This window comes from Delftia sp. WSY_16, assembly GCF_043104415.1.
GTDB lineage: Bacteria > Pseudomonadota > Gammaproteobacteria > Burkholderiales > Burkholderiaceae_C > Comamonas > Comamonas tsuruhatensis.
In genome coordinates, this window is the sequence record NZ_JBICKS010000019.1 from 38,632 (window position 1) to 65,045 (window position 26,414).

The 26,414-nt window shown below is 65.9% G+C and carries 23 protein-coding genes; 14 read left to right on the forward strand and 9 right to left on the reverse strand.

Annotated elements, in window-relative coordinates; translation table 11 throughout:
* Nucleotides 1-203: 203 nt before the first annotated feature.
* Nucleotides 204-986, reverse strand: coding sequence for a putative hydro-lyase (locus ACF8O7_RS09640; RefSeq protein WP_016447519.1), 783 nt, complete (start codon nucleotides 984-986; stop codon nucleotides 204-206).
* Between the two features lie 126 nt (nucleotides 987-1,112).
* Between ACF8O7_RS09640 and ACF8O7_RS09645 the strand changes: the two genes are divergently transcribed.
* A complete protein-coding gene (locus tag ACF8O7_RS09645) occupies nucleotides 1,113-2,042 on the forward strand; it encodes a LysR family transcriptional regulator (RefSeq protein ID WP_392443225.1) in 930 nt (309 codons plus the stop codon).
* Here ACF8O7_RS09645 and ACF8O7_RS09650 read toward each other — a convergent pair.
* Complete coding sequence (locus ACF8O7_RS09650) at nucleotides 2,039-2,995, reverse strand: LysR family transcriptional regulator (RefSeq protein ID WP_392443227.1); 957 nt, start codon at nucleotides 2,993-2,995, stop codon at nucleotides 2,039-2,041. The two genes, ACF8O7_RS09645 and ACF8O7_RS09650, sit on opposite strands and share 4 nt — an antisense overlap.
* A gap of 115 nt (nucleotides 2,996-3,110) precedes the next feature.
* Between ACF8O7_RS09650 and ACF8O7_RS09655 the strand changes: the two genes are divergently transcribed.
* The 6 genes from ACF8O7_RS09655 (at nucleotide 3,111) to ACF8O7_RS09680 (ending at nucleotide 8,222) form a co-directional block, all read left to right on the forward strand.
* Nucleotides 3,111-4,076 (forward strand): Bug family tripartite tricarboxylate transporter substrate binding protein, encoded by a 966-nt coding sequence (locus ACF8O7_RS09655; protein WP_392443230.1) that lies wholly within the window; start codon nucleotides 3,111-3,113, stop codon nucleotides 4,074-4,076.
* A 7-nt stretch (nucleotides 4,077-4,083) separates the two neighbouring features.
* A complete protein-coding gene (locus tag ACF8O7_RS09660; protein WP_392443231.1) occupies nucleotides 4,084-5,112 on the forward strand; it encodes a 4-hydroxythreonine-4-phosphate dehydrogenase PdxA in 1,029 nt (342 codons plus the stop codon).
* Between the two features lie 28 nt (nucleotides 5,113-5,140).
* Nucleotides 5,141-6,313 carry an L-rhamnonate dehydratase gene (locus tag ACF8O7_RS09665; protein WP_123690827.1) on the forward strand — a complete coding sequence of 391 codons (1,173 nt, stop codon included), beginning with the start codon at nucleotides 5,141-5,143 and terminating at the stop codon, nucleotides 6,311-6,313.
* An 11-nt stretch (nucleotides 6,314-6,324) separates the two neighbouring features.
* A complete protein-coding gene (locus tag ACF8O7_RS09670) occupies nucleotides 6,325-7,254 on the forward strand; it encodes a dihydrodipicolinate synthase family protein (RefSeq protein WP_392443233.1) in 930 nt (309 codons plus the stop codon).
* A gap of 94 nt (nucleotides 7,255-7,348) precedes the next feature.
* Complete coding sequence (locus ACF8O7_RS09675) at nucleotides 7,349-7,708, forward strand: DUF6916 family protein (RefSeq protein ID WP_392443236.1); 360 nt, start codon at nucleotides 7,349-7,351, stop codon at nucleotides 7,706-7,708.
* On the forward strand, nucleotides 7,698-8,222 hold the full coding sequence (locus tag ACF8O7_RS09680; RefSeq protein ID WP_016447527.1) for a GNAT family N-acetyltransferase: 525 nt from the start codon (nucleotides 7,698-7,700) through the stop codon (nucleotides 8,220-8,222). The genes ACF8O7_RS09675 and ACF8O7_RS09680 overlap by 11 nt, the downstream gene beginning before the upstream one ends.
* Here the strand turns inward: ACF8O7_RS09680 and ACF8O7_RS09685 are convergent.
* Nucleotides 8,209-8,580: a DUF6916 family protein gene (locus ACF8O7_RS09685; protein ID WP_026062123.1), complete on the reverse strand. Its 372-nt coding sequence runs from the start codon at nucleotides 8,578-8,580 to the stop codon at nucleotides 8,209-8,211. The two genes, ACF8O7_RS09680 and ACF8O7_RS09685, sit on opposite strands and share 14 nt — an antisense overlap.
* A gap of 137 nt (nucleotides 8,581-8,717) precedes the next feature.
* Between ACF8O7_RS09685 and ACF8O7_RS09690 the strand changes: the two genes are divergently transcribed.
* The 4 genes from ACF8O7_RS09690 to ACF8O7_RS09705 are packed head-to-tail and all read left to right on the forward strand — an operon-like array spanning nucleotide 8,718 to nucleotide 14,816.
* A complete protein-coding gene (locus ACF8O7_RS09690; protein WP_016447529.1) occupies nucleotides 8,718-9,191 on the forward strand; it encodes a phage tail protein in 474 nt (157 codons plus the stop codon).
* Nucleotides 9,191-9,682: a phage tail protein gene (locus ACF8O7_RS09695; RefSeq protein ID WP_034367277.1), complete on the forward strand. Its 492-nt coding sequence runs from the start codon at nucleotides 9,191-9,193 to the stop codon at nucleotides 9,680-9,682. The genes ACF8O7_RS09690 and ACF8O7_RS09695 overlap by 1 nt, the downstream gene beginning before the upstream one ends.
* A gap of 5 nt (nucleotides 9,683-9,687) precedes the next feature.
* A complete protein-coding gene (locus tag ACF8O7_RS09700) occupies nucleotides 9,688-10,209 on the forward strand; it encodes a phage tail protein (RefSeq protein ID WP_392443239.1) in 522 nt (173 codons plus the stop codon).
* Nucleotides 10,210-10,217: 8 nt separating this feature from the next.
* Nucleotides 10,218-14,816 carry an IPTL-CTERM sorting domain-containing protein gene (locus ACF8O7_RS09705; protein ID WP_392443242.1) on the forward strand — a complete coding sequence of 1,533 codons (4,599 nt, stop codon included), beginning with the start codon at nucleotides 10,218-10,220 and terminating at the stop codon, nucleotides 14,814-14,816.
* Nucleotides 14,817-14,863: 47 nt separating this feature from the next.
* Here ACF8O7_RS09705 and ACF8O7_RS09710 read toward each other — a convergent pair whose 3' ends face one another.
* Both ACF8O7_RS09710 and ACF8O7_RS09715 read right to left on the reverse strand, forming a co-directional pair.
* On the reverse strand, nucleotides 14,864-16,156 hold the full coding sequence (locus tag ACF8O7_RS09710) for a hypothetical protein (RefSeq protein WP_279494716.1): 1,293 nt from the start codon (nucleotides 16,154-16,156) through the stop codon (nucleotides 14,864-14,866).
* On the reverse strand, nucleotides 16,153-17,154 hold the full coding sequence (locus tag ACF8O7_RS09715) for a tripartite tricarboxylate transporter substrate binding protein (RefSeq protein ID WP_279494714.1): 1,002 nt from the start codon (nucleotides 17,152-17,154) through the stop codon (nucleotides 16,153-16,155). The genes ACF8O7_RS09710 and ACF8O7_RS09715 overlap by 4 nt, the downstream gene beginning before the upstream one ends.
* Nucleotides 17,155-17,305: 151 nt before the next feature.
* Between ACF8O7_RS09715 and ACF8O7_RS09720 the strand changes: the two genes are divergently transcribed.
* Nucleotides 17,306-18,217: a LysR family transcriptional regulator gene (locus ACF8O7_RS09720; protein ID WP_012206792.1), complete on the forward strand. Its 912-nt coding sequence runs from the start codon at nucleotides 17,306-17,308 to the stop codon at nucleotides 18,215-18,217.
* Nucleotides 18,218-18,268: 51 nt separating this feature from the next.
* Complete coding sequence (locus tag ACF8O7_RS09725; protein ID WP_392443460.1) at nucleotides 18,269-18,988, forward strand: Crp/Fnr family transcriptional regulator; 720 nt, start codon at nucleotides 18,269-18,271, stop codon at nucleotides 18,986-18,988.
* A gap of 13 nt (nucleotides 18,989-19,001) precedes the next feature.
* Here ACF8O7_RS09725 and ACF8O7_RS09730 read toward each other — a convergent pair whose 3' ends face one another.
* From ACF8O7_RS09730 to ACF8O7_RS09740, 3 genes are all read right to left on the reverse strand, one after another.
* Nucleotides 19,002-20,273 carry an amidohydrolase family protein gene (locus tag ACF8O7_RS09730; protein WP_034364142.1) on the reverse strand — a complete coding sequence of 424 codons (1,272 nt, stop codon included), beginning with the start codon at nucleotides 20,271-20,273 and terminating at the stop codon, nucleotides 19,002-19,004.
* Between the two features lie 100 nt (nucleotides 20,274-20,373).
* Entirely contained in the window at nucleotides 20,374-21,459 is a 1,086-nt protein-coding gene (locus ACF8O7_RS09735) for a fimbrial protein (RefSeq protein ID WP_392443247.1), read from the reverse strand.
* Nucleotides 21,460-21,715: 256 nt separating this feature from the next.
* Complete coding sequence (locus ACF8O7_RS09740) at nucleotides 21,716-24,562, reverse strand: site-2 protease family protein (RefSeq protein ID WP_392443249.1); 2,847 nt, start codon at nucleotides 24,560-24,562, stop codon at nucleotides 21,716-21,718.
* 132 nt (nucleotides 24,563-24,694) lie between these two features.
* Between ACF8O7_RS09740 and xth the strand changes: the two genes are divergently transcribed.
* Nucleotides 24,695-25,471 (forward strand): exodeoxyribonuclease III, encoded by a 777-nt coding sequence (xth, locus tag ACF8O7_RS09745; RefSeq protein WP_016451300.1) that lies wholly within the window; start codon nucleotides 24,695-24,697, stop codon nucleotides 25,469-25,471.
* 15 nt (nucleotides 25,472-25,486) lie between these two features.
* Here xth and ACF8O7_RS09750 read toward each other — a convergent pair whose 3' ends face one another.
* Complete coding sequence (locus ACF8O7_RS09750) at nucleotides 25,487-26,299, reverse strand: hypothetical protein (protein WP_227472451.1); 813 nt, start codon at nucleotides 26,297-26,299, stop codon at nucleotides 25,487-25,489.
* Between the last annotated feature and the right edge of the window lie 115 nt (nucleotides 26,300-26,414).

Sequence of the window (26,414 nt, forward strand, 5' to 3'; positions counted from 1 at the left end):
AGTCAGGAAAACCGTGGCCTGGAGCACGGCCCTCCGCCGGTGCCCACCACTGGCGTCCAATCTAAAAGTGCCCCTGGACCGCGTCCATCGAGAAGTTTTCGCCCCCTCTGTTCACGAAAACTGAACAGGAGCGGCCCCTTGCCGGCCAGCGACGCAAAGAAAAAGGCCCGCCGAAGCGGGCCCCAAGCCAGGCAGGCAGGCCGTCAGAACGCGGCCAGATGGCTGTTGCGCAACTCCGTCACCAGCATGTGGCCCGGCTCGTGCGTGATGGCGAATGGCAGGGCCGCCGAGCGTATGGCCTGCTGGGGCGTCACGCCGCAGGCCCAGAACACGGGAATCTCTCCCGGCCTGAGCGCCATGGGCTCGCCGAAGTCCGGCCTGTCGATGTCGGCAATGCCTATCTGCGCGGGATCGCCCAGGTGCACGGGCGCCCCATGCACGCTGGGAAAGCGCGAAGTGACCTGGATGGCGCGGATGGCGTGGGCCGCCGTCATGGGCCGCATGCTGACCACCATGCTGCCGCCGAAGCGGCCGGCCCGGCCGTTGGGAATACTGGAGATGAACATGGGCGCGCCCCGGCCTTCATCGATGTGGCGCACCGGCACGCCCGCCTCGCGCAGCGCATCCTCGAAGGAGTAGGAGCAGCCGATGACGAAGCCCACCAGGTCGTCGCGCCACAAATCCGTGAGGTCATTCACCTGCTCGGCCCTGTGACCATCGCGAAACACCCAGTACGAGGGCAGGTCGGTCTTCAGATCGATATCGCCCAGTTCGGGCACGCGGCTGCTGCCGGGCTCGGTCACGCCGATCAGCGGGCAGGACTTGGGGTTGAGGCGAGCAAAGCGCAGGAACTCCTCGCTGCACTCGCGCGGCAATATCGCCAGGTTGCCCTGGGTGTAGCCGGGGCACTGCCCTGCCGTCTGCCCGCGAAAGCGGCCGGCGCGCACCTCCTGTCGGAACTCGGTCGGATGGGTCCAGTGCGTCATGGGTGAGCCTCTATTGAGTGGAGATGCCTCCCAATGTAAAAAGCAGCAGGCCACCGGTCCACTCAGGAATTGTGCGCAGCCTCTCCCAGAAAAACTGAACAGCCACCGCAGCCCGCGCAGACACCCATGAACATCCGCTTTCTGGAAACCTTCGTGCTGCTGGCACGCATCGGCAGCGTGCGCCGCGTGGCCGAACTGGTCCACGCCAGCCCCGGTGCCGTCTCCATGCGCATACGCGGGCTGGAGTCGGACCTGGGCGTGACCCTGTTCCACTGGGACCGCAAGACGCTGCAGATCACCGATGCCGGCGCCCGCTTGCTGCGGCATGCGGAAGCCGTCATCGAAGCCACACGCACCCTGGAGCGTGCCGCCAGGTCCGACGACGCCATCGGCTGCCGCCTGCGGGTCGGCGTGCTGGAGACGGCGGTACACACCTTCCTGCCCGAATTCGTCAAGGCGATGGGCACCAGCCTGCCGCACATCGAGCTGGACCTGACCGTCGATCTGAGCACCCACCTGTCGGAGCAGATGATGCGGCGCGACCTGGACCTGATCGTGCGCACCGGCAGCGGCGTGGACCCCCAGTTCGCCGTGGTCGAGAACCTGCTGGAGGTGCCCGTGCACTGGATTGCCAGGCGGGGCCTGGTACCCAGGAAGGATGGACTGCACAAGGCGCTGGGCAAGCAATTGCTGACCCAGATGCGCGGCACCGGCCCCTACGAGCAGGCCGTGGCCATGGCACAGCAGCTGGCCGTGCAAAGCGGCATGGTCTCCAGCGACCTGCGCATCTCGGGATCGCCCTCGCTCGCGGCCCTGGTCTCGCTGGTGCGCGAGGGCCTGGGCGTCGCCATCATGCACGGCATGCTGGTGGCGCCGCAGCTCGAAAGCGGGGAGCTGGTGGAGCTGGAGCTGCCCACGCCGCCTTCCTTTCGCATCACCACCTGGTACCCCAAGAGCCCGTCGCCCGGCGTCACCGACACCGCCCAGGTGCTGCGCCGCGTCTGCAAGAGCTACTGCAAGCGGGTCAGCCCGCATCTGGCGCGGTACATCGGCTAGGGCGCGGATGCCGGCGGCGGCTCCTGCCCATGCAGCAGCGCCAGAAAGCTGGCGGCCGCCTGGCTCAGCGGCCGGTCGCGGCGCACCAGGCTGCCGTAGGCCTGCAGGTTGCGGCGCATGCGATAGGGCAGGATGCGGACCATGCCGTGCGCGGCGCTGTCCCGGGCCACGGCCTGCGGAATCACGGCGATCAGGTCGGAGTTGCGCACCAGGTTCATGGTGGTGAGGATGGAGCCCGTCTCGATCAGGCCGCGCGGCAGCGGCAGGCCGTGGGCCTGGAATTCCTGGTCGATCAGTGCGCGCATGGGACTGCCGGGCGGCTGCAGCACCCAGCCATGGGCCTGCAGCTGCGCAAAGCCCACGCTGCGGGCACGCGCCAGCGGGTGGCCGCAGCCCACGATGATGGACAGGGCCTCGTCATCTATGGTGCGGAACAGATGGGCGGGATCGGCCTGCCCGGTCTGCCGGCCCACCACCACCTCCAGCACGCCGTCCTGCAACTGCGCCAGCAGCCGGTCGCTGGTGTCCACGGCCACCTCGATGGACAGCAGCGGCCACTGGCGCTTGAGCGCCAGCAGCGCCTGTGTCAGCCGCCCCGGCGAGGCCGCCATGATGCTGCCCACGGCCAGCCGCCCCGCGCTGCCCTCGCGCAGTTCCTGCAGCTCGCGGTTCAGCGCCTCCATGCCGCCGCGCAGGTGGCGGAAGTAGCCCGTCACGCGCTCGCCCGCCGCGTTCAGCTGCAGGCCGCGCCCCACGCGGTCGAACAGGGGCAGGCCCAGCGCGCTTTCCAGCTCATGCAGCATCTTGGTGGCGGCCGGCTGGCTCAGTCCCAGCTCGGCTGCGGCGCCGCGCAGCGTGCTCTTCTGGTCGATGGCCAGCATCAGCGCCACCTGCCGCATGCGCAGGCGGTTGAGCAGTTGCGGCGTGCTGTCCCTGCGGTCGATGGAGCCCATAGGAATATCCCGCGAATTGATTACCCAAGGTTATTGATTCATCAGCAACTTTCAGTTTACGGCAATCAATCATCTGCCTAGCATGGGTCCACAACAAAAGCACCGGAGACAAGACATGCAACGCCGCCCCCTGCTGCTGGCCGCAGCTGCCCTGCTGCCCGCCATCGCCCTGGCCCAAACCCCACCGGACTGGCCCACGCGGCCTGTGCGCATGCTTGTGGGCTCGGCCCCGGGCGGCGGCACCGACGCCATGGCCCGCGCCGTGGCCGACCGGCTGGCGCCGCTGCTGCGCCAGCCGGTGATCGTGGAAAACCGCCCCGGCGTCTCCAACACCCTGGCCGTGGACATGACGGCCAAGTCCACGGACGGGCACACCATGGTGATGGGAGTGGTCACGGCCCATGCCATTGCCCCGCACCTGCTCAAGCTGGGCTACGACAGCAACCGCGACCTGGTGCCGGTGGCCTATGTGGGCGCAGTGCCCAATGTGCTGGTGGTGGGCAACAATCTGCCCGCCAACTCGGTGCAGGAACTGGTCGCCCTGGCCCGCAAGGAGCCCGGCAGGATCAACTTCGCCAGCAGCGGCACGGGCAGCACCCAGCACATCGCGGCCGAGATGTTCAAGGACGCGGCCGGCATTGAACTGACCCACGTGCCCTACAAGGGCAGCGCCGCCGCCCTGGTGGACCTGGTCAGCGGCCAGGTGCAGATGAGCTTCGACACCATGCCTTCGGTGATCGGCCAGATCAAGGCCGGCAAGCTGCGCGCCCTGGGCGTGACATCGGCCCGGCGCAACGCCCAACTGCCCCAGGTGCCCACGCTGGCCGAGGCCGGCCTGCCCGGCGTGGAGATAGGTGCCTGGTACGGCATCTACATGCCAGCGGCCACACCCCGCGCCGTGCAGGCCCGGGTGCACGACGAGGTCAACAAGGTGCTGGCCCTGCCCGAGACGCGCACGCGCCTGGAGGCCGTGGGCGCCGAGCTGCAGCCCATGGGCCAGGCGGAGTTCATCGCCTTGCACAACGCCGAGTACCAGCGCTTTGGCGAAATCATCCGCAAGAACCACATCAAGATCGACTGAGCCGCACATGCCCGCATCCGAACTTCCCGTCGTCGCCCTGACCCTGGGCGATCCCGCCGGCATAGGCGCCGAACTGATCGCACGCCTGCTGGCGCGGCCCGAGGCCATGCAAAAGGCCAACATCGTGCTGGCCGGCGACCCCTGGCTGTGGCAGCAGGGCCAGCGCATCGCGGGCCTGCAGGTGGCCACCACACCCATCGCCAGCATGGCCCATGCACGTGGCCGCACCGATACCGCCCTGCCCGCCTTCCTGGCCCTGGACACGGTGGCCGCCGATGCCGTGCACCCAGGCCGTGCCGAAGCCGCAGGCGGGCGCTCGGTGCTGCAGGTGCTGGACCGGTGCATGGACGCGGCCCAGGCCGGCCAGATCGACGCCATCTGCTTTGCGCCGCTCAACAAGCAGGCCATGAAGCTGGGCGGCCTGCGCCATGAGGACGAGCTGCACCACTTTGCCGAGTACCTGGGTGTGAGCGGCTATTTCTGCGAATTCAACACGCTGGGCGATCTGTGGACCTCGCGCATTTCGTCCCATGTGCCGCTCAGGGACGTGGCCGGCTATCTGAGCCAGGAGCGCATCGCGCAGGCGGCCGAGCTGATCTACCGCGCGCTGCTGGCCAGCGGCATGGCGGCCCCCAAGGTGGCGATTGCGGGCTTCAACCCGCACAACGGCGACGGCGGCACCTGCGGGCGCGAGGAGATCGACATCATCGCGCCGGCCGTGCGCGCGCTGCAGGCCCGCGACTGGCCCACGCCCGACCCGTTCCACGGCCCCTTCCCGGCCGACACCATCTTCCTGAAGGCCCAGGCCGGCGAGTACCAGGCCATCGTGACCATGTACCACGACCAGGGCCAGATCGCCATCAAGCTGCTGGGCTTCTCGCGCGGCGTGACCGTGCAGGGCGGCCTGCCGATCCCCATCACCACGCCGGCCCACGGCACGGCCTATGACATCGCGGGCCAGGGCCGGGCCAGCGTGGAGGCCACCTGGCAGGCCTTCCTGATCGCCTGCCGCATGGGCGCCGCGCGCCTGTGCTGACTGACTTCACTCCCTCGCCATCACCATCATGAAAATCAAATCCGTCCGCGCCCGCGTCTACGAATGGCAAGGCAAGACCGTGCCGCCCCAGGGCAACTTCTGCTCCAACGCCATGGACCTGCTCTATGCGCCGCAGGAGACCATGTCCACCTTCCGCTTCCATTCCTGGACGGTGGTGGAGATCGAGACCGACGACGGCATCGTCGGCCTGGGCAACGTGGCGCTGGCGCCGCGCATCGCCAAGGCCATCATCGACGAGTACCTGGCGCCCCTGGTCATCGGCCAGGACCCCTGGGACTACGAATACCTGTGGCAGCGCATGTACCGCGCCACACACGCCTGGGGCCGCAAGGGCGTGACCATGGCCGCCATCTCGGCCGTGGACCTGGCCATCTGGGACATCCTGGGCAAGAGCGTGAACAAGCCTGTGTTCAAGCTGCTGGGCGGGCGCACCAAGGAAAGGATTCCCTGCTACTACAGCAAGCTCTACCGCACCGACCTCAAGGCCATGCAGGAAGAGGCGCAAAAATTCCTGGACCAGGGCTTCAAGGCATTCAAGATGCGCTTCGGCTACGGTCCGGCCCATCTGCAGGAAGGCGTGCGCGAGAACCTGCGCTCGGTCGAGGCCGTGCGCGAGGTCATAGGCTACGACTGCGACCTGATGCTGGAGTGCTACATGGGCTGGAACCTGGAGTACGCCAGGCGCATGCTCCCCAAGCTGGAGAAGTTCGAGCCGCGCTGGCTGGAGGAGCCCGTGATCGCCGACGACATCGACGGCTATGCCGAACTCAGCCGGCTCACCAGCATTCCGATCTCGGGCGGCGAGCACGAGTTCAGCCTCTACGGCTTCAAGCAGCTGCTGGACAAAAAGGCCGTCAGCGTCGTGCAGTACGACACCAACCGCGTGGGCGGCATCACGGCGGCGCACAAGATCAATGCGCTGTGCGAGGCGTTCAGCGTGCCCGTGATCCCGCATGCGGGCCAGATGCACAACTACCACCTGACCATGAGCACGCTGGCCTCGCCCATGGCCGAGTACTTCCCCATCTTCGACGTGGAGGTGGGCAACGAGCTGTTCTGGTACATCTTCGACGGCGAGCCCGTGGCCGAGAACGGCTTCCTGCAGCTCAGGGACGATGTGCCGGGCCTGGGCCTCACGCTCAAGACCGAGTACCTGGACCAGTTCCGCATCGTCGAATGAGGGAGCACGCCATGCCCGGAATTTCTCGGCCGCGCTACAGCGGCATCTTCCCCGTGGTCCCCACCACCTTCCACGAGGACGGCACGCTGGACCTGGCCAGCCAGAAGCGCTGCCTGGATTTCATGATCGACTCGGGCGTGGATGGCCTGTGCATCCTGGCCAACTTCTCCGAGCAGTTCCTGCTGGCCGATGACGAGCGCGAGGTCCTCACGCGCACGGCGCTGGAGCATGTGGCGGGCCGCGTTCCCGTGATCGTCACCACCACGCACACCTCATCGCGCGTGTGCACCGAGCGAAGCCGCCGCGCGCAGGACATGGGCGCGGCCATGGTGATGGTCATGCCGCCCTACCACGGCGCCACCTTCCGCTTCGGCGAGGCCCAGATCCAGGGCTTCTTCCAGGCCGTGTCCGATGCCATCGCCATTCCCATCATGGTGCAGGACGCGCCCGCCGCAGGCACGCCGCTGTCCCCCGCCTTCCTCGCGCGCATGGCCCGCGAGATCGAGCAGGTCTGCTACTTCAAGATGGAAACCGCAGGCGCCGCCGGCAAGCTGCGCGAACTCATCGCCCTGGGCGGCGAGGCCATCGAAGGCCCCTGGGATGGAGAGGAAGCCATCACCCTGCTGGCCGACCTGCAGGCCGGCGCGACGGGATCGATGACGGGCGGCGGCTTTGCCGACGGCATACGCCCCATCATCGAAGCCCACAGAAACGGCGACCCCGACACCGCATTCACCCTCTACCAGCGCTGGCTGCCCCTGATCAACCACGAAAACCGCCAGGCCGGCTTCCTGGCCGCCAAGGCGCTGATGAAGGCCGGCGGCGTGATCGCCTGCGACGCGCCGCGCGCGCCCTGGCCGCCCATGCACCCCGAGGTGCGCCGCCAGCTGCTGGACATTGCGCGGCGGCTCGATCCGCTGGTGCTGCGCTGGGGGGGTTGAGGCAGTTGAGGTCTCAGCAGAAGGAAACCGCCGCCTGTGCATGGGCTATGCTGCCGCTCTGTGCCTGCCAGCCCCACCGATCAGACTGCCGCCCATGTCCGCAACCTCTTTGTCCCCGTCCAACGTCGAACTGGACGACGCGCTGTATGCCAGAGTCCTGTCCTGGAACGACGCCCAGCCCCTGGCCCAGCAGACCATGAGCTTCTTCATGCGCGAAGGCGAGCACACCATCGGCATCGACATGCAAGTGCTCAGCGCAACGCAGACATCGGCCGACACGCCCGGCATGCTGCAGTTCTCCCTGGTGTTTCGCGGTCCGCGCCAGCCGCAGCTGCCGCAGCGCACTTACCGCGTGCGCCATGCGCAGCTCGGTGACTACGCCATCTTCATCACGCCCATTGCGCAGTCGGCAGGCCATGTCGATTACGAGGCCTGCTTTTCCCATGCCGTCTGAGCCGTTCGTGCCCGAGCTGCCGCCGCTGTATCTGGAGGATGTGCGGCTGCGCCTGGCCGAAGAAGCCGACTACGCTTTTCTCCGCGCCCTGTACCGCCAGGTACGCGCTGCCGAACTGGCGCCCGTGCCCTGGAGCGAAGCCGAAAAGCATGCCTTCTGCGATTCGCAGTTCGCTTTGCAGGACCAGCACTACCGCAAGCACTACGCACACGGCGCGTTTTTCGTGATCGAGAGGGCAGGTCTGCCTATAGGCCGGCTCTACCTCAATCTCGCACCCGGGCCGTTGGGAGTGATGGACATCTCGCTCGACGCCGCTGTTCAAGGCCAGGGACTGGGCACGGCCCTCATGCAATGGCTGGCCGGCTGGGCAGATCAAGAAGGGCGCGACATGCAGCTGTTCGTGGAAGCCAACAATCCAGCCCGGCGCCTGTATAAGCGCCTGGGCTTTGTCGAGCAGGACCAGGAAGGCATCTACCTGCGCATGCGCAGGACCGCGGCGCTCAGCCGCGGTTGAACACGGCTTCCAGCAGACCGCCTCGCGCGTCGCTGGGGCTCAGGAAGACGGCGTGGCTTCCCAGAGCCGGATGAGAGATTTCCCAGGTGTCCTGCAGCAACGCGCCAGGGCGGGACAACTCGAACAGTGCGCTGAAAGAGCGGTCGCCATGCAGTGTGTGCGGCAGCGCCGCCAACGAAACCAAACGTAACTCGGAAACTTCTCCTGCTATCGAGAAGCTATGGCCCAGCAGCGGCTGAAAGTGGCTGCGGCGCAACTCCATGCCAGCCGCACAGGCGATCACTGGAATCCCGGAAACGGCCGCTGCAGCGGGAAAGGCCCCTGCAACCTGCATGAAAGCACGGCGTCCTGTCTTCATCGTGGCCCTTCCTGCCCAAGCAACAGAAGCAAAATATTTTTGCTGCGAAACAGGTTGCCATACTAAACTATTTTGCAATTATTAACGTTTACTAACCCCACCCTGTCATGGCTCAACCCTTTGTTGGGGAAATCCGCATGTTTGCCGGCAACTTCGCGCCGGCAGGCTGGATGTTCTGCGAAGGGCAGCAAATGCCCATCTCGGAATACGAAACCCTTTTCACTCTGATCGGCACGACATACGGCGGTGATGGCCAAAGCACCTTCGCCCTGCCAGACATGCGTGGCCGCATCCCCCTGCACGCAGGCAACGGATTCCCGCTGGCTCAGGCCGCTGGAGTCGAAGACGTCACGCTGACCGTCAATCAGATTCCAGCCCACACGCACGGCGTTCCCGCGTCCTCGGGCACAGGCTTTCTGGCCTCGCCCGCCGACGCAGTGTTTGCCAAGCACAGGGATCACAAGGCCTTTGTGAACGGCGTCCCCGCCACGCCCATGGCTGCATCGATGGTGAGTTCGGTAGGAGGGTCGCAGCCGCATACCAATATGCCGCCCTTCCTTTGCGTGAACTTCATCATCTCGCTGTTCGGCATCTATCCCTCCCCCACCTGATGTCTACCCCCTTTCTCGGAGAGGTTCGCGTCTTCTCCTTCAACTTCGCCCCCAAAGGCTGGGCTCTTTGCAATGGGCAGTTGCTGCCCATCAACCAGAACCAGGCACTGTTCTCGCTGCTGGGCACCACCTACGGTGGCGACGGGCAGACCAACTTTGCACTGCCCGACCTGCGCGGCCGCATGCCCATGCACATGGGAGCCGGCCATACGCTGGGAGAGAGAGCAGGCGAGCAAACCCACACCCTGACCCTGCCAGAGATACCGCAGCACAGCCACGCCATGGCCGCTTCCGGCACCACGGGCCAGGCGACATCGGGCAACGGCAACCTGCCTGCAGCGGCGCGCGGCCACTATGCGCAAAGCGGCAATACGACCATGCCCGCCCTGTTGGCCAATGTGGGCGGCAGCCAGCCACACCTCAATATGCCGCCCTATCTGGCACTGAGCTTTTGCATGGCCATGCAAGGCCTCTTTCCTTCTCCGACCTGAAGACCATGTCCGATCCCTTCGTCGCCGAAATCCGCCTTGGCGGGTTCAACTTCGCACCCAAGGGCTGGGCCTTTTGCAATGGTCAGCTCATACCGCTTTCTCAGAACACGGCGCTGTTTTCCCTGCTGGGAACGGCATATGGTGGAGATGGCAAGTCCAACTTCGCGCTTCCCGACTTGCAGGGCCGCATGCCCATGCACCCGGGCCAAGGACCTGGACTGTCACTGCGCGATCTGGGCGAATCCGGCGGTGTTGAAACCGTGACGCTGCAGGCATCGGAAATTCCCGTCCACAGCCATCTGGCCCGAGCGGGCACGCCTGCGGATCCCGCTGTAGCAAGCCCGGCAGGCGCCGTCCTGGGCACCGCACCGACGCGCCCCTACATCGCGCCAGCCTCCAACACCTCTGCGGTCACCATGGCTCCCCCTCAACCTGCGGGCGGCAGCCAGCCACACAACAATCTTCCGCCCTACCTGGTCATGAACTCCATCATCGCCTTGCAGGGCATCTTCCCCGCACGGAGCTGAGTACACCTATGCGCAGTTCCATTGCGGCCCTGACCATGTTGGCCCTGATCACGGGGGTCCAGGCCGATCCCCTGGTCCAACGCGAATTCTCCGGCAGGGACAACCGCTTCATAGAGATACCCGGTGCCGGCTTTCGCGCCATGGCCGCAGGCAAGCGCATCAGTTTCGATGCGCAAGGCATGAGCATCGACCTGCCCGGCCAGATCAACGGCGTGCAAGGCCGGTCGGTGGCCGCATCCGGCGTGGCCCGGAGCCTGAGCCTGCGCCCGGATTCGCGCCTGCGCTACAGCTTCGAGAACGCATCGATGTCGGCCCCGCAGGGCCTGCACCCTTCGCCCACGCTCTACCACTGGCTGGTCGGCGAAGCCGCGCAATGGCGCACGGGCCTGCGCAGCTTCGGTGCCTTGGGCTACCGCAGTGTCTGGCCCGGCATTGATGCCGTTTTCCAGGGCGAGCCCGGCGGTCTGAAGTACCAGTTTGAACTGGCTCCTGGTGCCGATGCCGCACAGGTCTGGCTGCGCGTGGAAGGTGCGACGGATGCACGCATCCTGCCCACGGGAGCGCTGCAGTGGAGCATAGGCAACGACCTTTTCACCGACGATGCACCGCTGGTCTACCAACCCCGGGGCAATGGCCGCGTGGACGTGCCCGCCCGCTATCGGCTGGAGCAGGTGGACGCCACCACCTGGCGCGTGGGCTTTGAGCTGGGCAGCCATGACAAAGGCCTGCCGCTGGTCATCGATCCGGCCTGGACCGGCTACTCGGGCCTGGTCGGAGGCAACTCGGCCGACCAGGTCAACGCCGTGGCGCGAGACAGCGACGGCAACACCTACGCCTGTGGCGTGACGCAATCGTCCGACCTGCCCAACGCGGGCAGCAGCAAAGGTGGCGAGGATGCCTTCGTCGTCAGATTCGATCCCAAGGGTGTCCCCATGAGCGTCACTTATGTGGGCGGATCGGAAGACGACGCCTGCAACGGCCTGGCCGTGGACATACAAAACCGCATCCACCTGGCGGGCAGCACGGAATCCACCGGCTTCCCCCTGCTTGGCACAGATGCCAACCAACGCTTTCGGCGCAGCAAGAGCACGACGGATAGGGATGCCTTCGTCATGCGCCTGGCACCAGACGGTGCCGGCATTCTGTATTCGGGCCTGATTGGTGGAACGGGTGACGATCAGGCCAATGCCCTGGCTCTGGACACCCTTGGCCGGGTCTATGTGACCGGATTCACGGAAGGCAAAGGCTTTCCTGCCGTGAACGGGCCGCAGCTCAACCACGGCTCCGGCCCTGCGCAGTCAGAAATGCGGGATGCCTTCGTGGCCCGCATCGACGCTTCAGGCAGCGGGCTGGAGTACGCCGGATACATCGGCGGCGACGGCGGTGCCGACATCGGATATGCCATTGCCGTGGACAGCACCGGCGCGGCCTATGTGGCAGGCGCTACCGACTCTGTCTCGGGACTGCCGGGCGCCACGGGCCTCAGGACACAAATCAATTCGCGCGCCATCGATGGATCAGACGGCTTCGTCGCCAAGATCCGGGCCGACGGCAGCGCCTTCGACTACTTCACGCTGCTGACAGGCTCGGGGGCCGGTGCGGACCGTGCACTGGCACTGAACCTGATGTATGACGGCTCACTGCTCGTGGGCGGGGAGACCGGGTCAGACAACTTTCCTGCCGACAACGGCGGACTGCGCAAGGGCCTAGGGCCGCAGACCGCGCGCAGCACCGGCATGGACGGCTTTGTGCTGCGTCTGAATGCATCAGGAGACCAGGTGCTGGACGCCACCTACCTGGGTGGCAATGGCTACGACAGCGTGGAAGGGCTGGCCGGCGACGGCGTGCAGTGGTTCGCCACGGGCAGCACCAGCAATGGCGCAGGCTTTCCCGTCAAGGCACAAAGCGGCCTGTCCACCACTCCAGGAGGCAAGCAGGACGGCTTCCTGGTCAGCATCGCAACCAGCGATCCGAACAACTGGAACTATGCAGGGTTCCTGGGCACCTCGGAAAACGAGGCCATGCGCAGCCTGGCCGCAACCAATGTGCAGGGCAGGACCCTTCTTTCCGTGGGCGGCGCCACCACCACATCGGGCACCAACGGCCTGACCAACCCTGCGAACAGCGCCCTCAGCGCAAACGAGAGCCTTTCGAATGGTCTGGTATTTCGCATCGATCCTTTCGGCCCACCTGCGGCCATGGCGGTGCTCACTGGCTCTCAACAGTCCACCCGCATCCAGCAGCCTTTTGCCACGCCGTTGTCGGTCAAGGTCACCGACATCGACGACCAGCCGCTTGCCGGCATCATGGTGGACTTCAATGCGCCTGCCGCATCGGGGCCATCCACCACCTTTGCCACAAGAACCTCGGTCACGACCAACGACCAGGGCATCGCATCGCTGAGTGCCACAGCCAACCTGTTCGCCGGCAGCTATACCGTGACGGCGCAGGCAGGGGCGGCCAGCACCTCGTTCTCGCTGACCAATGACAAGAGCCCGCAGGCTGCACTGACGGCAAGTGCAGCACTGCAGACCCTGCCCTATGCCGGCACCACCACGCTGAGCGCCAACGGCGGCTCTGGCGCAGGCGCCATCAGCTACGCCGTAACTGCAGGCGCGGCCTATTGCACCCTGACAGGCAACACGGTCACAGCCACGGCTGTGGGCGATTGCACCGTGACGGCGACCAAGGCGGGAGACGCCAGCTACCTGGCCGCCACGACCACCGTGGACATCTCGGTGATCAAGGCCCAGCAGCCTGCGCTGACGGCGACGGCAACACCCAGCACGCTGGCGGCCTTCAGCACGGCCGCGCTGTCAACCAGTGGCGGCGCAGGGTCCGGCGCCGTGGGCTTTTCCATCACGGATGGAGCCGCCTTTTGCTCCGTCAACGGCAACACGCTCACTGCGGAAGGCACGGGCTCCTGCACAGTGACCGCCACCAAGCTGGGCGATGCCAACTACCAGGACACGCTGGCCACCACCGTGGTGACCGTGACCCCTGCAGCCCAGGTCACCCTGAGCGTGCAGTCCACGCCTTCGACCCTGACCTTCGGCGCCACGGCAACCCTGGCGACCACTGGGGGTTCGGGCAGCGGCGCCGTCACCTACGCCGTGACGGGTGGTGCCCAGTTCTGCGCGGTGACGGGCAACCAGTTGAGTGCCATTGGCGCCGGCAGTTGCACCATCACGGCCACCAAGGCTGGCGACATCAACCACCAGGCCATCAGCGCCAGCACCACCGTCATCGTGGCCAAGGCTGGACAGACAGCACTGTCGGTGCAGGCCAGTCCTGCAGCCATCAGCTTTGGCGGCATTTCGCAACTGAGCACCACGGGCGGCTCGGGCACCGGCGCCATCGGCTTGAGCGTCGCGGGCCCCTGCAGCATCGCGGGCTCCACGCTCACCGGCCTGGGTGTCGGAACCTGTACGGTCACGGCCACCAAGGCAGCGGATGCCGACCATGAAGAGGCCACGGCCAGCACTTCGGTGACGGTGTCACAGGCAAGCCAGGTGGCCCTGTCCGTGGTGGCATCACCCGCCAGCATTCCCAAAGGCGACTCCAGCACGGTCACCGTCACTGGCGGCAGCGGCAGCGGTGTGCTCACGCTGGCGCTGACGGCAGGCGCTGGCAACTGCACGCTGTTCGGCAACACCGTCACCGGCACGGCCGTAGGCAGCTGCACGGTGACGGCGACCAAGGCGGCCGATGCCAACCATGCACAGGCCACCGGCTCGGTACAGATTGCAGTCGGCAAGGCAATCCAGAACATCACCTTCGATTTCTCGTCCCTGCGTTATCTGAGCCCCCAGGCCCTGTCGCTGGCAAACGCCGCCGCAACCAACTCCAACCTGCCGATCAGCTTCAGCAGCCTCACTCCTCAGACCTGTGTGGTCACGGGCACCTCGCTGCGGCTGATGCGCACGGGAGATTGCACGCTGCAGGCCAGCCAGGCCGGCGATGCCGAGTACGCCGCGGCAACGCCCGTGAACCAGACCTTCACGATCACCCTGCCCCCCCACTCTCTGAGCACCATCACCGGTACCGTGGGCGGAACGACGGTCTCAGCAGAGATTGCTGCGGGAAGCCCATGGGTCTTCACACCCATGGGAACAGGCCCGGCGCAGACTGCGGGCTTCATCCCGCTGCAGGGGCACATCAGGTCACCTGCCGACGCACCGCCTGCCAATCTTCAGTTCCCGCTGGGCCTGTTCGATTTCGCTGTCCACAACGGTGCGCCGGGATCCACGGTGAGCATCAAGCTCACGTTCCCGAACAATCTGCCCCGCAATGCACAGTACTGGAAGTACGGCCCCACGTCCGACAACGCAACGCCGCACTGGTATCACTTCACCGGCGCGCAGTTCAACGCCAGCGACAACAGCGTGACGCTGACGATTGAGGACGGCAGGAACGGCGATGACGACCTGGATGTGAACGCCTTCATCAGTGACCCGGGTGGCGTGGCCGTGCTGGCCGCCGCTGCCGGCGGCAGCCCCGCGGCCATTCCCACGCTTTCGCAATGGGGCCAGTGGACGCTGGCAGCGCTGATGCTGGGCGTCGCAGCCCTGGCCGGACGCCGCACGCGAATGCGCAAGCCGCGCTGAGTCGTACGCTGTAGCCGGGGCTGCTCACGCGCCCCCGACTACCCGAGTCAAGCCTCCACGATCCCCGACACATCCAGCACATACATCTGCCGCTGGTGCTCGTGCACGGAGTCGATGCAGACCTGGCGCCCGTCACGGCTCCAGCGCGGGTGCAGGTCGCAGCGGTTTTCCTTGCTGAGATCGGGCGAGGCGTAGAAGCTGCCCAGGTCGTGGCGCTCGCCCGTGTGCATGTCGTACAGGAAAAGGAAGCGCTCGTGCGTTCGGTCGTCGGGATAGGTGTCGCTGAGCAGCCAGCGCGTGTCCACGGGCGAGAAGCTCATGTGGCCGTTCTCCACCAGCACGCCTGCGCCCACCACCTGCACGTCACCGCCGTCCACATCGTCATAGAGGTGATAGTGGATCTCCCCGGCATGCGGGCCCCACACAATGATGTGGCTGTCGTCCTGCCATAGCGGATGCGAGATCTGGTATTCGGACTTTTCGTAGTCGAACGTGCCCACGGCCATCGGGTCGAAGTCGTCGGCCAGCTGGGGCAGCGGATGGTCCGAGCATTCGAGCAGGCGCATGTCGGACCCATCAGGCGCCATGGTGATGAGGCGGTGCAGAAAGCAGGTTTCGTCCTTGACGCGTTCGGTCCAGCGGTGCAGGAAAAGAATGCGCGAGGAAGACGGGTTGACCTCGATATGGCTGACCCAGTGGATGGCCTTGTCCATCGATGTGCGGTGATGAAATGCCTTGAGGCGCGCATAGCTGGCCAGCAGCCTTGCCTCGCCCGTCGCGACCTCCATGCGCCAGATGCCGTCGTCCTCGGGCGCCAAGGGCAACGCGAAAGGACCACCCTCTTCGCTGTAGCCAATGGTTTCGTGCGTGATGTAAAGGCGCCGGTAGTCCACGCACAGCGCCCAGGCACTGCTGGGCGCCACCACATACACAGGCATGGGCAGGGTGCGCCGCTCGCCGCTGTCCACATCGATGACCACGGAGCCGAACCCCGGATAGCGCCCCCCGGAATCTGCCGTCCTGTCGTTGTGGATCAGCTGGCGGCCCGCCAGCCCGTCAAGCCACTGCAGTTGGCTGCCCATCTGCCAGTTCCAGGCGCCGGTCTCGCCCACGGCGTGGAAGCGGTCGCCGTTTTCGGTATCGAAGTAGCCGATGGACGCCCGCGCCTGGGGCGTGAGGTACTGGTCCATCCACGGCGTTTGCTGCGCCAGCACCAGGCGATTGCTGCGGTCCCAGCTGGACTTGTTGTAGTAGCCGAAAAAGTGGTGCTGGCGGCCATCGCCCAGGCGGCGGCAGGGGACGAAGGATGCGGGGGTTTTCGAAGTCATGGAGCGTTTCATTGGGCGGAGATGTGGCCTTCGGCGATCACGCGGTCCCAGCGCTGCTTTTCGCGGGCAACGAAGGATTGCGCCTCAGGCAGGCTGTTGGCGACGGCGCTCATGCCCTGCTCTTGCAGGCCCTTGCGGAACTCGGGTGTGGCCACGACCTTTCGGATGTCGTCATTGAGCTTTTTGACGATGGCCTCGGGCACCTTGGAGGAGACGGCCACAGTGGTCCAGGAGGTGGCCACAAAGTCCTTGAGCCCGGACTCGGCCGCCGTGGGCACGTCCGGCAGGGCCGGCAGTCGCTGGCTGCCCGTGACGGCCAGCGCCTTGAGCTTGCCGCCGCGTATGTGCGACAGCACCGTGGGCGGGTTCTCGAACATGAGCTGGATCTGGCCGCCCAGCAGGTCGTTGATCGCGGCCGAGCTGCCGCGATAAGGCACGTGCACGATGGGCGCGCCCGCCTGCAGCTTGTACAGCTCACCCATCATGTGCACCGACGAGCCCACGCCGGCCGAGCCGAAGTTGACCGTGCCAGGCGCCTTTTTGGCCAGCGCCGTCAGCTCGGCCAGGTTGCTGGCGGCAAGGCTGGGCGTGGCCACCACCACATGCGGCATCTCGGCCAGCACGGTCACCACGCGCAGATCCTTTGCGGGGTCATAGGCCAGCTTGCTGTATACGCCATAGGCGGCATGCAGGCCGATGGAGCCCACCATCAGCGTGTAGCCGTCGGCCGGCTGATCGGCCACATATCGGCCTCCCAGATGACCGCCCGCGCCGGGCTTGTTTTCCACCACCACCGGCTGGCCCCAGAGCCGGCTCAGGCGGTCGGCCAGCATGCGTGCCTGCACGTCAGAGCTGCCGCCTGCAGTGAACGGCACGATGATGCGCAGCTGGCGCCCCGGCTGGGGAAAGCCATCCTGCGCGATGGCGGCGACTGGTGCCGTGCCAGCCAACGAGGCGGAGATGGCCGCAGCGAGCATGGCGGCTTTGCGGCCTGCGCTTGTCTTGATCATGGAATCCTTTCGATGGCGCTGCCGCGCCTGGGCAAACGATGCAATGAGGCCAGTGTAGAAAGCGGGGCATCTTTGGAAAAATGCATTTTTCCGTGGCCTCTATACAGAAAAGATATACATTGCCAGCCACCCCGAGCAGGACCGAACCGCCATGTCCAGACCCCTGAGCTCCCGAGAGATCGAGGCCTTCCGCGCCGTCATGCAGACCGGCACCACCACGGCCGCCGCGCGGCTGCTGCACACCACGCAGCCTTCGGTCAGCCGGCTGCTGGCCCAGATGCAGGCGGCCGCAGGGCTCAAGCTGTTCGACATGCACAAGGGCCGGCTGCGCCCCACGGCCGAGGCCGTGGAACTGTTCGCCACCGTGCAGCAGCATTTCCTGGGGCGCGAACGCATAGAGCGCGACCTGGCCGCACTGCGCCAGTCCGGCGCCGGCACGCTGCGCATAGGCTGCACGCCGGCCCTGGGCCTGAGCGTGATCCCGGCCGTGGTGCGCAGCTTTGCACAGCGCTACCCGGGCACCCACATCAGCCTGCAGACCCTGGGCTCCACGCCCTTGCGTGAGGGCCTGCTGCATGGCCACTTCGACCTGGTGGTCAGCACCATGGCGCTGAGCACGCCTGAGCTGGACGCCACCGTGCTGCACCGCAGCCGCGCCGTCTGCGTCATGCACCCGGACCATGCGCTGGCCACGCGCACGCGGCTGCATGTGCGCGATCTGCAGGGCCAGCTGCTGCTGACGCTCAACGCCGATGACGACATCTACCTGCAACTGCGCAGCACCATGCAGGAGCAGGGCATAGAAGCCGGCTCCACCATGGAGACCACCTACTCCTCCACCATCTGCAGCCTGGCTGCACAGGGACTGGGGCTGGGCGTGGTCAACCCCTACGTGGCCTCGGTGTTCGCGCGCGACCTGCGTGTGCTGCCACTGCTTCCAGCCTGCGCGGTGGAGGTGGTGCTGGCCCTGCCGCCCCAATACGCGCCCACCGAAAGGGCTGACTGCTTCGTGCAGTTGCTGCGCGAGCAATTGCACGCCTATCCGCAGGCCCGCACGCCCTAAAATTGCGGCCGATTGGAGACAAGCGGTTTGCAAACGAGTACCCACGAGCCCATGCTCACCCCCGCCGAGCGCGAGGCCATCAATTCCGGCCAGTGGTTCTGCAGCCTTTCGCCCTCGCTGCGCCATGACATCCTGCGCCAGACCACGGTCCGGCGGCTCAAGGACGGGGCACTGATCTATGCACGCGGCGATGTGCCGCACAGGTGGTATGCCTGTGCGCAGGGCGCCGTGCGCATGAGCTCGACCAGCCTGTCGGGTCGGCAGACCACGCTGGCCTATGTGGAGCCGGGCGCCTGGTTCGGCGCCATGTCCACCTTTCTTGACGAGCCGCGCACGCGCGATGCCTATGCCCACGGCGACATCACGCTGCTGTGCGTGGACAAGGAGAGCTTCCACGCCATCCTGGCCACGCATGTGGAGTTCTACGACGCCCTGCTGCGCCTGCAGGCCCACCGCATACGCCAGACCTACGGGCTGGTGGAAGACCTCAACACCCTGCCCCTGCGCGCACGCCTGGCCAAGCAGCTGCTGCACCTGTCGCGCAGCTACGGCACACAGGTGCTGGACGACCCGCGCGAGCTGCGCATAGGCCTGCAACTGGTGCAGGAGGAGCTGGCCCAGTTGCTGGGCGCCTCGCGCCAGCGCGTGAACCAGGAGCTCAAGCGCATGGAGCGCGACGCCTGCATTCGCGTGGAAGCCCAGGGCCTGGTGGTCAGGGACCTGGTGGCCCTGCAGACCATCGTGCGTGAGGCCAGCCTGGCCGGCGCCTGAGGCCGGCGCCGGTTCAGCGCCGCCAGTCGATTCTTGCCGGGCGGCCCGGCAGATGCAGCGCAGCCGTTGCAGCAGGCGCCTCGGCCAGCAACCGGCCCTTGCGGAACACCTTCAGGCGCGTGGCGCGCAGCCGTATCGCCTCGGCCGCATCGCGCGCCTGCAGCAGCACGAAGCTGGCATCGCAGCCGGCCTCGATGCCATAGCAGTCAAGGTGCATCACACGCGCCGCGCGCGTGGTCACGGCGTCGAAGCAGTCGCGCATGCCGTCCTGGCCGGTCATCTGCGCCACATGCAGGCCCATGTGGGCGACCTCCAGCATGTCGCCCGAGCCCATGCCGTACCACGGGTCCATCACGCAGTCATGGCCGAAGGCCACGTTGACGCCTGCGGCCAGCAGCTCGGGCACGCGCGTCATGCCGCGGCGCTTGGGATAGCTGTCCTGGCGGCCCTGCAGCGTGATGTTGATCAGCGGATTGGCAATCACGGCCACGCCGCTTTCGGCGATCAGCGGCAGCAGCTTGCTCACGTAGTAGTTGTCCATGCTGTGCATGGAGGTGCAGTGCGAGCCCGTGACGCGGCCCTGCAGGCCCAGGCGCTGCGCCTCGAAGGCCAGGGTTTCGATGTGGCGCGACAGCGGGTCGTCGGACTCGTCGCAGTGCATGTCCACCAGCAGGCCGCGCTCGGCCGCCAGCTCGCACAGCAGCCTGACGCTGTCGGCACCCTCGGCCATGGTGCGCTCGAAGTGGGGAATGCCACCCACCACGTCCACGCCTTTGTCCAGCGCCCGCCGCAGGTTGGCGACGCCGCCGGGCGAGCGCAGCACGCCGTCCTGCGGAAACGCCACCAGCTGCAGGTCGATATAGGGAGCCACCTGGCGCTTGACCTCCAGCAACGCATCGACGGCCAGCAGGCGGGCATCGCTGGTATCCACATGGCTGCGGATGGCCTGCAGCCCCTTGGCCGCCGCCCAGTCGCAATACTCCAGCGCGCGCGAGATCAGCGCCTCGGCCGTGAGCAGCGGCTTGAGCTCGCCCCACAGCGCTATGCCCTCCAGCAGCGTGCCGCTGCGGTTGACGCGCGGCAGGCCGTGGCTCAGCGTGGCATCCATGTGGAAATGCGGATCGACGAAGGGAGGCGACACCAGCTGGTGCTGTGCATCGACCACCTGGTGGGCAGGCGCTGAAAGGCCCGCCGCGACCTCGACGATGCGCCCGCCCTGCACGGCGATGGACATGTCCTGGCGGCCGTCGGGCAGCGTGGCGTGAATGACGAGTAGATCAAGCATCTGCGTATTCTGCGGGCATGGCCGCACACCCGCAGACTTGCCTGACCACGCTGAATGGCCTGCCAGCGGTCAGACCGAAAGCGCAAGGGATCAGGGGGAACTACTGGTAGCTGATGGTGAAGGTCGCCGCCGCATTGGCACTGCCTATGGTCACTTTCTCTTCGGTCTTGACATAGCGCGCCGTCAGCGGGATATCCAACCGCTCCTGCCCGTAGGCAACAGACCCTGCAAACCATTGATTCCTGTTGCCGGCGGCATTGGAGTCCGGGCCAAAGCCCAGTATCTGGTCATCCTTGCGGATCTGCACACCCACACCTTTTGCCACCGAGGTTTTCGACAGGGTCAAAACATTCCCGATATTTCCAGGATTTGCCACATCCGTCAGGGTGACATAGGCGTTGGTCAACGAACCTGGAATGCCGCCCTTGCACAACAACGAGATGAGGAAGGAGCGGGGAGCACCGGTTGAGCCGATTGAGGTGAGTTTTTGAGTGACAGTCTGGGCCATGCGCACGGGCTCCGGCGCCTGTGGGGTACAGGTGGGCACCCTGGGCCGGAGGACGACAGGCGAGGAAAAGCTGTATTGAGCGAGAAGCTGGCCAAATGCATCAGTCGCGCGTTCGTACATGAAATCGCTGTCCAGCACGCCACCTGCAGTGATATCGCCATCTGCGGTCTTGATCAACTCAACTTTGACATCGGAAAACTGATATGCAAAAGATCCGGGGTGATCGGAATGCTGCGAAGTACTTACAGGCGCAGCACCATACATATTCGAAACCCTGATTCCAATACCTTCGACTGTCGTCGGGTATATATTATTGACTGGTGTAGATTTACCTACAATATAGCCCGTGACCATTGGATTACAATTCATCAATCTAGCGCCAACCCCATTACTCATTACCGCTATAGCGGTTTTTGAGTAAATCACCGTGTTCTTGGCCACATTGGGATTGAATTCTGGAGGATTGAAATTACTGAACACATACTTGTAATAGCCTGACCCATCACTTGTATCTTTAATTGCGCATGCGGACCATGCGGAGGTGGCCATCATTGCCAAAATAAATATCGTGACAGCCTTGTTTATCCTGCAAAAAGCACCTATGAATATATGCATCCTGAATACCTCCGGATAATAAAAAATTCCAAGGCCGCATTTCCTTGGTAAATTTTCAATCATAGGCACCTTTCATCCGAGATGAAATCAGATCAATCTGATTCAAGGTCTGCCCGGTGCCATGAAGGTCGTGGCGAGGCAGGCGATGGACATGTCCTGGCGGCCATCGGGCAGCGTGGCGTGAATGACGAGTAGATCAAGCATTTGCGTATGCTGCGGGCAGGGCCCGGCGCTCTCTCTTTCGGTTGGGTTTCATCAGGGCCTGCGGATAGCTGGCCCTGCGCTGCCGGCATGCGCGCGCCCTCCCCGACGATACCTATCAGGGGCACAGTCCTGCGGCCTGCGCAGACTCGTGCTGGAGCCTGCGCTCCAGGTTTTGCCAGTCGCTATGAAGGTCGCGCGCCACGCGCGGGCGCCTGCAAAGCGCAACGTGGCGCGCCTGGGACAGCGGCTGCAGCGCGGCCAGTGCCTGCAGGCGCAGGGCATCGTCGTTCAGCAGTTGCGCGGCGGCCAGCCGGGCCTGGGCGATTCCGATTTCGGCATATGCACGGGGTGCAGGCAGCTGTTGCGCCAGGGCCTGGCGCACTTCGGCGGCATCACCCATGCCTATGGCAATCCAGAGCCAGGCGATCCAGCTGTCCTGGGAGGCGTAGTGGCCGGCCTTCTTCGGCGGGGTGCGCTCCACGCTTTGGCGGGCCAGTGCCACGGCAGCGCCAGTCTGGCCGTGCTCGGCCATGAACCGAGCATGCAGGGTTTCGGCCTGCATCAATGAGAAGATTTTCCATTCACGGCGCTGAGCCGAATCCGCAGTCACGGCATGTGCAGCTTGCGGCGCTGCCTGAAGCGCGGCCTGGAGCGCGATCACATTGGCCTGCAACTGGGCTTGCGCCGCTTCTGGGTGGCCGCTGGCATCCAGCAACCGGGCGAGCTTGATGCGCGCGTGCAGCAGCAGGAAATCGTCCGGCGCATCGGCGTCGGCGCGGCGGATCTCCACGGCTTGCACCATCCGATCAAGCCTTTGCGCCACGGTCTGATCAGGCGGTCCCCAGAACGCAAGAACTTCCTGCACGCTGGCCAGCACCCGGCGTGCAGGGCCTGGCACGTCCTGCAGGTCGGCCACCAGTCGCTGGCGCAAATTCGCTGCCTGCTCGGCGGTATCCGCCGTGTCGGCCATGCCTTTCAATGCAAGGGCACGCTGCAGATCACTCTGTGCCCGGGACTGCGTCATCGCCCAGGCCGATTGGTAAAGTGCTTTGGCGCGCGCCTCGGCCAGAGGATGGTCGTCCATGAGTTGCAGTTCCCCGGCGGCTTCCAGGTAGATCTCCACCCGTTGCTCTTGGGCAGACGGGGGCAGTTGGTCGGCCTGGGCCAGGCGGGCCTCGATCGCGGCCAGGTGCTGCTCCGGTACGTAATCACGGCGGGCAGACAGCTCCACATCCCACAGCGCAGCAAGAACCTGCCGCCCCTGCGGCGCAGCTTGATGAATGCCCATGACCATGGCCACCGGCAGCAGCAGGCAGGCCAGGTAGATTGCCAGGCCCGCTGCGCCTTCGGCCCAACCGGGCGCACGCGATTGCAAGGAGGGCAGCAGTGCGCCTGCAGCGGCCGCGCGCCGGACAAAGGGCCAGCGCGCAAAAGCGGGTTGCTGCAGCACGCCGAATGCGCGGTGTACGGCATCGGCCTCGCTGACCGGGGCCTGGCATGCCTCCTGTTGAGGAAGCGTGTGCAGGGTGCGATGCACGGCCCGCTCCAGTTGCATCACACGCCATTGCCACGGCAGCCCCATCAGCAGCACGCCGGTGAGGATGGAGATCAGGGGGTCCCGGCTGAACCAGGCCAGCCCACCCAGCGCGGCCATGCCCGCCAGTGCAAACACCAGCCGCATTGCGGGCAGGCGAGCGAACAGCAGGCTCTCCACCACGCGGCCGCCATCCAAAGGCGTGAGGGGCAACAGGTTGAATGCGTTGACGACCAGGGTCAGCAGCAGCAATTGCATGGTCCAGGCGGGTGGCTGCGGGAGCAGGCCCCAGCCTACGGCAGCCAGCGCTCCCACAGCCAGCAACAGCCCAGGCATGGGACCGGCCAGATAGACGCCCACTTTTTGCAGCGGCGTGGCATCCGCCTTTTCTCCGGTGGCCATGCCGCCCAGGCCAGGAATGAAGAAGACGGATTGCCGCTGGTAGCCCGCCCAGCGCATGGCCAGCCAATGCCCTCCTTCATGCACGGCGATCACCACCAGAAGCATCCACGCCATGTCCCATGAAAACAGCACGGCGCCCGCTGCCAGGAACAGCGCCGCCGTGATCCAGAAACTGCGGTGGCGCTTGTGCGCCATGCCCAGCCCGCGCTGCACGGCTTTCTGGTAGCGAAAGCGCAGCGCCTCGGACACTTGCCGGACCTGCGGCCCATGAAGGCATGCACCGGCAGATGGGCTGGCGGGCACCGCCCTGTCTTCCTTGCGCACCTGGCGCAAGGCACGCCAGGCCAGCCGCAGCGACTCGCGCCAGCTGAGCCGCCAGAACCCGGGCCCGGCAGGCAGCGCACGGCCCTGGGCCACCAGTGCAGGGACTTGGCTCCGGCCCCACTCATCCAGGCGCTGTACCGCCTGGTCAAGGCCCTGGACCACGGGAGCCCGGTCGCCGGACAGGCGCTCGGCGTAGGCGGCCCAGGCCGATGCGGTATCGGGCTGGGCATCGTCCAGGTAGGTCCAGCCGGGCGGCGCAGGCAGGCTTGTCTGAGGCAGGCCATTGAAGCCCATCCAATTGCGCCCGTCGGCAAAGAATGTGAGCCAGGTCACGGAGCCCACGGTGCGGCCATGCCTGGCGCTTCCCGCCTGTTCGGCCTGGACCATCGCCCAGGCCCGCCCGTCGGCATGGACGAACAAGTCCACCTCCAGAGGAAGGTCGGGATCCATGGCCTGCGGATGCGTGCCCTGCAGGCTGGCACACCAGGTGAAGCCCAAGGCTTGCAACTCCGGCCGCATGGCATCCAGCACCGCCCGTGATTCGGGCTCCAGTGCCTGGCGCTCCACCACGGCCATGGGCGCAGCACGCAGGCGCAGGCGCATGCAGTTCAAAGTGGCCAGCAGCAGCGAGAGCGCATACAGCAAGGGAATCGCGCCCAGCAGCGCCAGCCAGGGCGCGGCTTGTGAGAGCCAGTTCATCATCTTGAATAGTCTTGTCGATGGAGTGTGACGGTTCTGATGTGCCCTCCCAAAAGCTCCTCCAGGCAGATCAGCATCGGGATCGTAGCCTTGCCACCCGTGATGCGACAATCAAATCAAAGGACCATTCTTCAAATGAAAATCGCCACCTGGAACGTCAATTCCCTGTCCGTGCGCCTGCCGCAGGTGCTGGCCTGGCTGCAGGCCAACCCTGTCGATGCGCTGGCGCTGCAGGAGCTCAAGCTCACCGACGACAAGTTTCCGCTGCAGGCGCTGCAGGAGGCCGGCTACCACGCGGTCAGCCATGGACAGAAGACCTACAACGGCGTGGCCTGGCTGACGCGCACGCCGGTGCACGACGTGGTGCGCAATATCCCGGGCCTGGATGACGAGCAGGCCCGCATCATTGCCGCCACCCTCGATGCCGAAGGCGGCCCGGTGCGCCTGATCAACGGCTACTTCGTCAATGGACAGGCGCCGGGCACCGACAAGTTCGCCTACAAGATGCGCTGGCTGCAGGCGCTGCAGGACTGGGTGAAAAGCGAGATGGCAGCCCATCCGCGCCTGGTGCTGGTGGGCGACTTCAACGTGGCCCCCGAGGACCGCGACTCCTACGATCCCATCGGCCTGAAGGACACGATCCACCACACGGTGGAAGAGCGCACGCATTTCCAGGCGCTGCTGCAGCTGGGCCTGACCGATGCCTTCCGCATGTTCGACCAGCCCGAGAAAAGCTATTCGTGGTGGGACTACCGGATGCTGGGTTTCCAGAAGAACCGGGGCCTGCGCATTGACCATATCCTGGTCAGCGAGGCCTTGCGTCCCAGCGTCACCGCCTGCATCGTGGACCGCGCGCCGCGCAAGAACCCTCAGCCCAGCGACCATGCGCCGGTCGTCGTGACATTGGGCTAGGTTTTCGGACTTGCGCTACAGCATGTAGCGGCGCAGCCAGTGGATGGCCTCGATATGGCCGCGCAGCATCAGGGACTGGCGGTGGAGAATCTCGCTGAGCGCCCTGGGCAGGCGTGCCTGCTCGGCGGCCTCATAGGCGCTGAGCCATTGCTGCTGGCAGGACTCGGCCTGGTCCAGCACGTAGTCCGCGCCCTCTTCCCTGCCCAGCAGCCCGTCCCAGAAGGCGTTGCGACGCAGTGCGGCACGGCTGTCGCGCACGGGCAGCACCACGCCGCCGTTGGCGTCGATGGCGCGTTCCAGGTCATCGACCAAGACCTGGCTGGCATTGAAGTGGCGCGCCAGTACCTGGCCTATCAGTCCCTGGGGCATGGGATCCATGCATTCGCCCAACCGGACATGGGCCTGGCGACCCAGGGCCAGCACGGCATTGAGCAGCGCCGTGGTCTGCAGTTCCAGCGTGGAAGCCGCAGGCTGTGCGGGCGTGCGCCGGCGCGCCTGCAGCCAGGAGGCCTCCACGGCCTCACGCACCTGGTTCCAGTGCAGCAGGCTGCCGCCCCGTTCCTGCTCCCAGCGTTCTTCCAGTCGGGCTTCTGCGGACTCGAAATCCTGCTGCGCGTGTTCCGGCGACAGGGAAGCCTTCCAGCCCAGTGCATAGGCGGGCCGGTATTGGTCGTAGCCGCGCCCCGGCACGAAGTACGGCTCCAGGAAATAGCGGTCATGCCAGTACGCATCGACCGGCTCGCCGAGCTTGCGCGGTGTCGATGGGTACATCACGCCCGGGCGGGCGGGTTTGGCCTTTTGCCAGAGGTTGGAGAGGACTGTGGGCACGATAGGTCGGGACGTAGGCCGTTCCAGCGAAGAGGACTCCATTGTCCCAAGCCCGGGCGGTACGGCCCGTCAGCACCCCGGGCGCCGGCCTGTAGGAGCCGGACCCTTGCCAAGG

Excerpts from the sequence above, each read along its gene's own strand:
- ACF8O7_RS09640 (WP_016447519.1), bottom strand. The coding sequence starts at position 986 with ATGACGCACTGGACCCATCCGACCGAGTTCCGACAGGAGGTGCGCGCC.
- ACF8O7_RS09645 (WP_392443225.1), top strand. The coding sequence starts at position 1,113 with ATGAACATCCGCTTTCTGGAAACCTTCGTGCTGCTGGCACGCATCGGC.
- ACF8O7_RS09650 (WP_392443227.1), bottom strand. The coding sequence starts at position 2,995 with ATGGGCTCCATCGACCGCAGGGACAGCACGCCGCAACTGCTCAACCGC.
- ACF8O7_RS09655 (WP_392443230.1), top strand. The coding sequence starts at position 3,111 with ATGCAACGCCGCCCCCTGCTGCTGGCCGCAGCTGCCCTGCTGCCCGCC.
- ACF8O7_RS09660 (WP_392443231.1), top strand. The coding sequence starts at position 4,084 with ATGCCCGCATCCGAACTTCCCGTCGTCGCCCTGACCCTGGGCGATCCC.
- ACF8O7_RS09665 (WP_123690827.1), top strand. The coding sequence starts at position 5,141 with ATGAAAATCAAATCCGTCCGCGCCCGCGTCTACGAATGGCAAGGCAAG.
- ACF8O7_RS09670 (WP_392443233.1), top strand. The coding sequence starts at position 6,325 with ATGCCCGGAATTTCTCGGCCGCGCTACAGCGGCATCTTCCCCGTGGTC.
- ACF8O7_RS09675 (WP_392443236.1), top strand. The coding sequence starts at position 7,349 with ATGTCCGCAACCTCTTTGTCCCCGTCCAACGTCGAACTGGACGACGCG.
- ACF8O7_RS09680 (WP_016447527.1), top strand. The coding sequence starts at position 7,698 with ATGCCGTCTGAGCCGTTCGTGCCCGAGCTGCCGCCGCTGTATCTGGAG.
- ACF8O7_RS09685 (WP_026062123.1), bottom strand. The coding sequence starts at position 8,580 with ATGAAGACAGGACGCCGTGCTTTCATGCAGGTTGCAGGGGCCTTTCCC.
- ACF8O7_RS09690 (WP_016447529.1), top strand. The coding sequence starts at position 8,718 with ATGTTTGCCGGCAACTTCGCGCCGGCAGGCTGGATGTTCTGCGAAGGG.
- ACF8O7_RS09695 (WP_034367277.1), top strand. The coding sequence starts at position 9,191 with ATGTCTACCCCCTTTCTCGGAGAGGTTCGCGTCTTCTCCTTCAACTTC.
- ACF8O7_RS09700 (WP_392443239.1), top strand. The coding sequence starts at position 9,688 with ATGTCCGATCCCTTCGTCGCCGAAATCCGCCTTGGCGGGTTCAACTTC.
- ACF8O7_RS09705 (WP_392443242.1), top strand. The coding sequence starts at position 10,218 with ATGCGCAGTTCCATTGCGGCCCTGACCATGTTGGCCCTGATCACGGGG.
- ACF8O7_RS09710 (WP_279494716.1), bottom strand. The coding sequence starts at position 16,156 with ATGAAACGCTCCATGACTTCGAAAACCCCCGCATCCTTCGTCCCCTGC.
- ACF8O7_RS09715 (WP_279494714.1), bottom strand. The coding sequence starts at position 17,154 with ATGATCAAGACAAGCGCAGGCCGCAAAGCCGCCATGCTCGCTGCGGCC.
- ACF8O7_RS09720 (WP_012206792.1), top strand. The coding sequence starts at position 17,306 with ATGTCCAGACCCCTGAGCTCCCGAGAGATCGAGGCCTTCCGCGCCGTC.
- ACF8O7_RS09725 (WP_392443460.1), top strand. The coding sequence starts at position 18,269 with ATGCTCACCCCCGCCGAGCGCGAGGCCATCAATTCCGGCCAGTGGTTC.
- ACF8O7_RS09730 (WP_034364142.1), bottom strand. The coding sequence starts at position 20,273 with ATGCTTGATCTACTCGTCATTCACGCCACGCTGCCCGACGGCCGCCAG.
- ACF8O7_RS09735 (WP_392443247.1), bottom strand. The coding sequence starts at position 21,459 with ATGATTGAAAATTTACCAAGGAAATGCGGCCTTGGAATTTTTTATTAT.
- ACF8O7_RS09740 (WP_392443249.1), bottom strand. The coding sequence starts at position 24,562 with ATGATGAACTGGCTCTCACAAGCCGCGCCCTGGCTGGCGCTGCTGGGC.
- xth (WP_016451300.1), top strand. The coding sequence starts at position 24,695 with ATGAAAATCGCCACCTGGAACGTCAATTCCCTGTCCGTGCGCCTGCCG.